Annotated in this window: 6 protein-coding genes; 1 reads left to right on the top strand and 5 read right to left on the bottom strand. The window is 69.2% G+C overall.

From position 1 onward, the window contains the following. Window positions 1-517, top strand: a 517-nt coding sequence (locus tag ACPYOG_RS17930) for a glycosyltransferase family 2 protein (protein WP_481295511.1), incomplete at its 5' end; no start/stop codon positions are given. 21 nt (window positions 518-538) lie between these two features. Here ACPYOG_RS17930 and ACPYOG_RS17935 read toward each other — a convergent pair. The 5 genes from ACPYOG_RS17935 to ACPYOG_RS17955 all read right to left on the bottom strand — a co-directional run. Continuing rightward, complete coding sequence (locus ACPYOG_RS17935) at window positions 539-2,887, bottom strand: 3-keto-alpha-glucoside-1,2-lyase-like domain-containing protein (protein ID WP_481295512.1); 2,349 nt, start codon at window positions 2,885-2,887, stop codon at window positions 539-541. Window positions 2,888-2,981: 94 nt separating this feature from the next. Next, entirely contained in the window at window positions 2,982-3,902 is a 921-nt protein-coding gene (locus ACPYOG_RS17940; protein WP_481295513.1) for a carbohydrate ABC transporter permease, read from the bottom strand. Then, window positions 3,899-4,774, bottom strand: a complete 876-nt coding sequence (locus tag ACPYOG_RS17945; RefSeq protein WP_090041503.1) for a carbohydrate ABC transporter permease — start codon at window positions 4,772-4,774, stop codon at window positions 3,899-3,901. The genes ACPYOG_RS17940 and ACPYOG_RS17945 overlap by 4 nt, the downstream gene beginning before the upstream one ends. 86 nt (window positions 4,775-4,860) lie before the next feature. After that, window positions 4,861-6,114 carry an ABC transporter substrate-binding protein gene (locus ACPYOG_RS17950; protein WP_481295514.1) on the bottom strand — a complete coding sequence of 418 codons (1,254 nt, stop codon included), beginning with the start codon at window positions 6,112-6,114 and terminating at the stop codon, window positions 4,861-4,863. A 108-nt stretch (window positions 6,115-6,222) separates the two neighbouring features. Beyond that, the coding region (locus tag ACPYOG_RS17955) for a glycoside hydrolase family 2 protein (RefSeq protein WP_481295515.1) at window positions 6,223-7,590 on the bottom strand (1,368 nt) is incomplete at its 5' end.

The following is a 7,590-nucleotide window of genomic DNA, read 5'->3' on the forward strand; positions in this document are numbered from 1 at the left end:
CGCCTGGACCGAAGCGCCCGCTTCGCTCGCCGCGCTCTGGCGTCAGCGCTACCGGTGGTGCTACGGCACCATGCAGGCGATGTGGAAGCACCGCGGCGCGATCGTCCAGCGCGGGCCCGCGGGCAAGCTCGGCCGCCGCGGGCTCGGTTACCTCCTCGTCCTTCAGGTGCTCCTGCCGCTCTTCGCCCCGGTCGTGGACATCTTCGCGATCTACGGCATCATCTTCCTCGACCCCGTCCGCATCATCGGGCTGTGGTGCGCCTTCCTGCTCGTACAGCTGCTGATGGCCGCATACGCCTTCCGCCTCGACAAGGAGAAGATGGGCGCCCTCTGGACGCTCCCCCTCCAGCAAGTGGTCTACCGCCAGCTGATGTACCTGGTCGTGCTGCAATCCGTGTTCACCGCACTCGCCGGGATCCGCCTCCGCTGGCAGAGCATGGAACGCTACGGCACCCTCCATGCGCGGACCGCCCAGAGTCCCGAGGCGGCGACCGCCACCAGCGCTCGCCGGGGATGAACCGGCGAGCGCCGGAGGCCGTCAGCGCGGGGTGACGGCGACGCCCCTCCAGGTCGCCCCTGCGTTGTACGTCCGGACCCCGATCGCCCCGCTGGTCGGCGAGCATCCCGTGTCCGTGGCTCCCGCCGACACGATCGAGCCGCCGTTCGCCGGCTGCCCGGTCACGGTGATCGTGCAGCCGACGGCCTCCACGGTCAGGTGGTACCAGGTCCCGGTGGGCAGCGTCACCGGAAGAGCCGCCGAGGCGAGCTGCGTCCAGTTGTTCAGCTGCCGGCCCAGTACGAGGCCCGTCGGCGTGACGCCCGCGTAGTAGCCGTCGAGCGCGTCGGCGCCGACCGCGGGGTTCGTCACGCGCACGATGAACCCTGCGTTGGCGTTGCCGCCGAGGCTGTCGAGCCTGACGTCGCCGGTCAGCGAGTAGTTGCCCCAGGAGGTGGATCCGGCCACGCTCTTGTCGCCCGAGCCGCCCGCCGAGTCCGCGTAGGTCTCGGTCGAGGCCGTCGTGCTCCAGGTGCCGCCGTAGGTGGTCCATCCCGGCGCCGAACCGCTTGCGAACGGTGCCGCGTACGGAGCGACGGCGGTGGAGGCTGTGGCGCCGGCCGTGACCGCGATGTTCCGGAACGAGGCGGTGCTGCCCTGGTCCCGGACGCCGACGGCGCCCGAGGTCAGCGCGCAGCCGCTGTCCGTGTACGTGAAGGCCGTCGGTGAGGCCGTGCTCCCCACCGGGACCGCGCTGACGGTGAACGTGCAGCCCGACGCCTGCGCGACGAGGTGGTACCAGGTCCCGGTCGTCACTCCGCCGGGGAGGACGGCGCTCGAGAGCGACGTCCATCCGGAGTTCTCGCGGCCGAGGACCAGGCCGGTCGTCGTGATGCCGAGGTAGTAGCCCGTGAGCGCATCGGTGCCCGCCGACGGGTTGGAGACCCGCAGAAGCAGGCCGGCCTGGGTGCCGGAGTCGATCCGGACGTCGCCCTGCACGGTGTAGTCGGTCCACGCGGTCGAACCGGCGACGGCCTTCGGGCCGGCGGTCCCGCCGCAGGTCTCGGCGTAGACGTCGCCCGACGTCGACCAGCAGCCGTTGTAGTCGACCCAGCCGGAATCGCCGCCGCTGAACGTCGAACGGAAGGGCAGGACTCCGGCGTTGGTCTCGCCGGTGACCTCCTCGCAACCGTTCGGGCCGATCGCGGAGGGCGCGGTGTAGCGCACGGTCCGACCCGAGGCCGACACCAGGAGGTCGGGGCTGTAGTCCACGCTGCAGTTCGAGGCCGAGCCGCTGGTCGCCACGGGCGCGGGGATCCACGACCACGAGCCCGTCGCATTCCCTGAGCTGTTGACGAACACGACCTGGCCGCCCTCCGAGCCTCCCGACTCGGTCTGGCCTGCGAGCAGGAACTCGCCGCCTCCCGCCGGGCTCCACGCGAGGTACGGCGAGTGGAAGAGCTGCCGGCCGTCGCGGGTCGTCGCGGTGGTGCCGAGATCGGCCGGGCCGGTTCCCCACGTGTCGCCGGTCGTGGAGGACTTCACGCGTGCCACGCAGTTGAAGGCCGGGCCGCAGACCTCGTAGGCCATGACGTACGTGCCCGACGTGCTGACGGCGACGGTCGCCATCCCGGGGCGGTCGGACTGCGTCGTGCTGGCCACGTCGTTCACCTCGCCGGGCGAGACGCGCGTCGAGCCGTCGGCGTTCGCGCTCCAGGTGACGCCGCCGTCGGTCGAGACGATGTGCGCGAGCTTCTGGCTGTAGGTGCCGCTCTGGCGCTCGTCGGAGAAGTAGCAGTTCAGCTTGCCGGACGAGTCGAGCGCGAGGAAGGGCTCCCAGATCCCCGTACCCTCGCCTCCACCGGCCTGGAACGCCGAGACGTACGTCCAGGTCGCGCCGGCGTCGGTGCTGCGCCACTCCACGAACGTGGTGCTGGTATTCGCCGTCGGGGCGACGTTCCCGACGAGGAGGAGCGTGCCGGCCGGGTAGGCGCCAAGCGCCTGCGGGAACTCGTACAGGAACGGCTGCCAGAGCTGCGACGACGGATGCCCGGCTCCGGTGAGCGGGTCGCTCAGACTCGACTTCGTCGACCAGGTCGCGCCGTCGTCCGTGCTCTGACGGATGGCGAACGTGGTGGCGGCGCCGCTCTTGTCCGCGTGCTCGAACGTCCCCAGGAGGGTGCCGTTCGCGCTGCCGCTGTGGGCGAGCCGGATCACCCTGCTGTACGCCAGGAAGTCGTTGGACGACGTGGAGGTGTACATGCTGGAGCCCGGGCTGTTGGCGTGGGCGGGGGCCGCGACGGCGGCGACGAAGGCGACGGCGATCGCGAGGGCCGCCGCGGCGAGCGCCGCGACCCTGGTCAGGAGCGGGCGGTGTACGAGTGACTGCATTGTCGACCTCCGGTTTCCATGGGTGGAGCAGGATGGTGTGGAGCTGGATGGTGTGGAGCTGGATGGTGTGGAGCTGGATCGAGCGGAGTCGCCCCTACTTCCCCGCCCCCACCGCGATGCCGGCGACGACGTAGCGCTGCAGCGCGAGGAACACGATGAACAGCGGCAGCACACCGAGCACGAGCGTCGGGAGCAGCTGCTCCGGGCTCATCGTGTGGGTGCCGATGGTGGCGTAGACGGCGAGCGTGACGGTCTGCTTGTCGTCCGACGAGAGCAGCACGAGCGGCAGGATGAGGTCGTTCCAGACCTGCAGGATGACGAAGATCGCCAGGGTCGCCGTGGCCGGGCGCAGCAGCGGGAAGACGATCCTCCAGTACGTGCGGATGAGCCCGGCGCCGTCGACGGCCGCTGCCTCCTCCAGCTCCGGCGGCACGGTGCGCAGGAAGCCGGCGAAGAAGAACACCGCGAACGGCATGATCGTCGCGGTGTACGCGAGCACGATGCCGATGTAGCTGTCCAGCAGGTGCAGCTTCTGCATCACCTCGTACAGCGGGGTGAGCACGACGAAGATCGGGATGGTGAGGCCCGAGACGAAGATCTGGTAAAGCGTGCGCGTCCAGCGCCGGGTGTGCCGCACGATCGCCCACGCCGCGAGGGAGGCCGCGAAGACCGTGATCACGGCGGTGGCGAGCGTGATGATGAGCGTGTTGCCGACGCTGCGCAGGTAGTGCATGTTCTGGAACGCGTTGACGTAGTTCTGGAAGTCGATCGGCGCCGGGAGGGCGAACGCGTTCGACGGTGAGCTGTTGCCGTGATGCAGCGACACCATGACGAGCACCCAGATGGGCGTGAGCACGACGGCCGTGAAGGCGAGCAGGATGACCGAGGCGATCACCGTCGACGCGCGCGAGCGGAGGCGGCGGCCCCGGAAGCGCGGAGCGCGGGCGGTTGGGCGGCGGGACGCGACCCGGCCGTCGGGGTCGGACGCGGTCTCCCGGCTGATGAGTGCGGTCATGCGAGGTCGGCCTCCCGTCGGCGCAGCAGCGTCGCCTGCGTGACGCCCACGACGATCGTGAGGATCAGCAGCAGGACGGCGAGCGTGGTGCCGTAGGCGAACTGGTAGTTCGCGAAGCTGTTGTTGTAGATGACGAGGCTCAGCGTCTGCGTCGCGTCCTCGGGGGCGCCCTGCGTCATGATGAACGGCAGGTCGAACACGCGCAGCGAACCGATGACGCTGAGCGTGATGTTGATCGTGAACGACGGCGCGAGCAGCCGCCAGTCGATGCTCCAGAACCGGCGCCAGCCGGCGGCGCCGTCGAGGTTCGCCGCCTCGATGAGCGCGGGGTCGATGGCCATGTAGTTGGCGAGGTAGATCGTGGCGGTGTAGCCGAGGAACATCCAGATGTAGATGGCCGCGATCGACATCAGTGCGGTGTGGGGGTCGCCCAGCCAGATCGGCTCGAGCGAGTGGAGGCCGAGGGCATCCATGACCTCGTCGATCGGGCCTCCCAGCGGCGAGTACATGTACGACCACAGGTAACCGACCGCGACGAACGCCATCATCGCGGGCAGCAGCAGCCCGGCGCGCACGAAGTTGCGCACGCGCTCCAGCTTGAACAGCCAGAACGCGACGAGGAGGGCGAGGCCGTTCTGCACGACGACCACGACGATCGTGTAGACGATGGTGTTGCCGAGCGCGTGCAGCACTGTCGGGTCGGACAGCGCGTGGAGGTAGTTCTTCAGCCCGACGAAGTTTCCGCCGCTCGGCCCGATCGCGTCGGTGAAGCTCAGCTGCACGCCACGGATCAGCGGGTAGATCACGAACACGGCGAAGATGAGGGCTGCCGGCGCGATCAGCACCATCGCGGAACGGCCACGGATTTGCATGGGATCGCCTTTCGGGCTGGATGGTGCGGCTGCGGTGGTGCGGGCACCCGGCCGGGAAGCGTGCGGGGCTCCCCGGCCGGGACCGGCTACTTCGTCTTCGGGATCGTCTGGTCGAGCTGCTTCAGGAGGGTGCTCGTCGACTGCGACGGGTCGTTGAAGAGCGAGGTGCCGACCTTCCAGAACTCCTGCTCGTAGGTCGGGAAGTGCAGATACTCGATCGGCGACACCTGCGAGTGGCCGGCGTTGAAGGCATCCACGTAGGCACTCGCCTTCGCCATGGTCGGGCTCGGCACGTTCTTCAGGGTGGTAAACGAGTTCTCGGCGGCCAGGTAGCGGCTGTCGTTGGCCGGGTCGGCCATGAACGCGACATACTTCTTCGCGGCATCGGTGTGCTGGCTAGCCGCGTTGACGCCCCAGCCGGAGCCGACGAAGGTCACGCCGTAGGGGCTGCTGCCCGCATCGCCGCCCGGGAACGGGTTGAGCGAGAAGTCGAACTTCGCGTTCTGCTGGAAGTTCTGCAGCTCCCACGCGCCCATGATGGTGAAGGCCCACTTTCCGGCGGCGAAGTCCGCGTTGCCGGTGTTGAACGGCTCGATGCCGTTCATCAGCTTGCCATCGACGTCGCCCGAGGTGAGCAGCTGCTTGATGTGGTCGAACACCGGTGCGAAGGACGGGTTCCAATTGGTCTTGCCCTCGTCGTAGCCCTGGCCCCACTTGTCGTCGACCAGATTCGCTGCGAGCGCCAGCGAGAGCTGTTCGCTGGTCCAGCCGCCCTGGTCGGCGAGCAGGAGGCCCGGCTGCCCGGCGGCCTTCAGCTTCTGCAGCGCGTCGAGGAAGTCCGGCCAGGTCTGCGGGACCTGGGCGATCCCGGCCTTCTCCAGGATGTCGAGGTTGGCGTAGAGCCCGATCGGGATGTTCTGCTGCGTGAATGCGTAGGTCTTGCCGTCGATCGCGCCGAACGGGGCGACGTTCGGGATGAGCTGCTTCACCCAGGACTGGTCGCTCAGGTCGGCGAGGTAGCCCTGCTTCTGCCACTGCTGGACGCGGGTCGCGTTCGTCATGAGGACATCAGCGGCGGTGCCGGCGGCGAGGCGGGTGTTGTTGTACTGGTCGTACTCGCCGTTGGCGACGTACTTGTAGTCGACCGTGATGTTCGGGTACTTCTTGTGGAAGTCGGCGTTGATCTGCGGGATGTCGGCGAGCTCGGTGCCGCCGCCCTCGAAGCCGACGACGGTCAGCGTGACCTTGCCGTCGCTGGAGCCGCCTCCCGACGAGCAGCCGGCGAGCGCCAGCGCGACCGCCGAGACGGCGGCTGCGGCGAGGATCAGTTTGTTGCGCATGGGTGTCCACTCCTTTGTGAGGTGCCTTGTGTTGTCAGGTGCTGGTGGTGCAGGTCGGTGGTACGGGTCGGTGGTGGGGTTTTCGTGTTGCGGGAACCCGCGCCCGGATCAGGGATCGAGGGGCGGGACGTCGTCGAGCTCGTACGCCGCGGGCCGCGACTGGATGTCCCGCAGGAGCCGGAGGTCGAACTTCGGCACGCGCCGGAAGTCGAGCACCCCGTTCTTCTCCTGGAAGACGTCCGTGAGCTGCGTGAAGCAGTAGCCGAACATGCCGGCGTCGTCGAGCAGCGTGTCCACCAGTCGGCGGAACCGGTCCAGCCACTCCTCGCGGGTGCGCGGCGCCTCGCCGTACCCCCACGAGTCGTCGCCGGCGCGGTCGCTGTCCGACCACCAGATGCCGCCGAACTCGCTGCAGAAATAGGGCTGCCCGGCGTACGGCACCGACCACTCGGTGCCGTCGGGCGCCGTGTTGACATAGGGCCGGCCGTCCGCGAGGCCTCCCATGCGCGCCGCGAAGACGTCGGGGTCCTGTTCGTAGAGGTGCGAGTCGTAGATGTCGGCGCCGGGCACCCGGTGCGAGTAGCCGGACGCGTCGATGACCGGCCGGGTGGGGTCGATCGCCTTGGTGACGGCGTAGAGCGCCTTGGTGGCGTCGTCCAGGATGGTCAGCCGGTCGGTGATCGGCTGGTAGGTCTCGTTGAGCGGGCACCAGCCGACGATCGATGGGTGCGACAGGTCGCGGGTGAGCGCCTCCACCCACTCGGCGACGAACGACATCGTCGGCTCCTGCGGACCTCCCGGTCCCACCTTCGCGCCCCAGTCGGCGAACTCGCCCCAGACCAGGTAGCCGAGCCGGTCGGCGTGGAACAGGTAGCGTTCCTCGAACACCTTCTGGTGGAGGCGCGCGCCGTTGAAGCCGGCGGCCATCCCGAGCTCGATGTCGGCCACGAGGGCGTCATCGCTCGGAGCGGTCATCAGCGTTTCGGGCCAGTAGCCCTGGTCGAGGACGAGGCGCTGGAAGACCGGCCGGCCGTTGAGGAGGACCCGGCGCCCGTCGATCGCGATCGAGCGCATGCCGGCGTAGCTGTCGAGGGCGTCGACCACGGCCTTCCCGCGCAGGAGGGTGAAACGCACGCGATAGAGGTGCGGGTCCTCGGGCGACCAGGTGCGGAGGCGGTCGGCCGGGACCGCGAGGGTGACCACCGGCTTCACCTGCGCCGTCACGTCCACCTCCCCACTGACGACGAGCCCGTCCTCGTCGAGCAGGTCGACCCGCGCGGTGAGCCCGGCGGCCGGGGAGATGACGTCCAGCTCGACGGCGAACGACGACGAGGCGAGGTCGGGACGGATGACGGGACGGCCGAGGTGCGCGGCGGCGACGGGCTCCAGCCAGACCGTCTGCCAGATGCCGGTCGTACGCGTGTAGAAGGCTTCGTAGTTCTCCGGCCGTCGGGACTGCTTGCCGCGGGCCTGGAT

This window comes from Leifsonia sp. HAY1-4F (assembly GCF_056755275.1).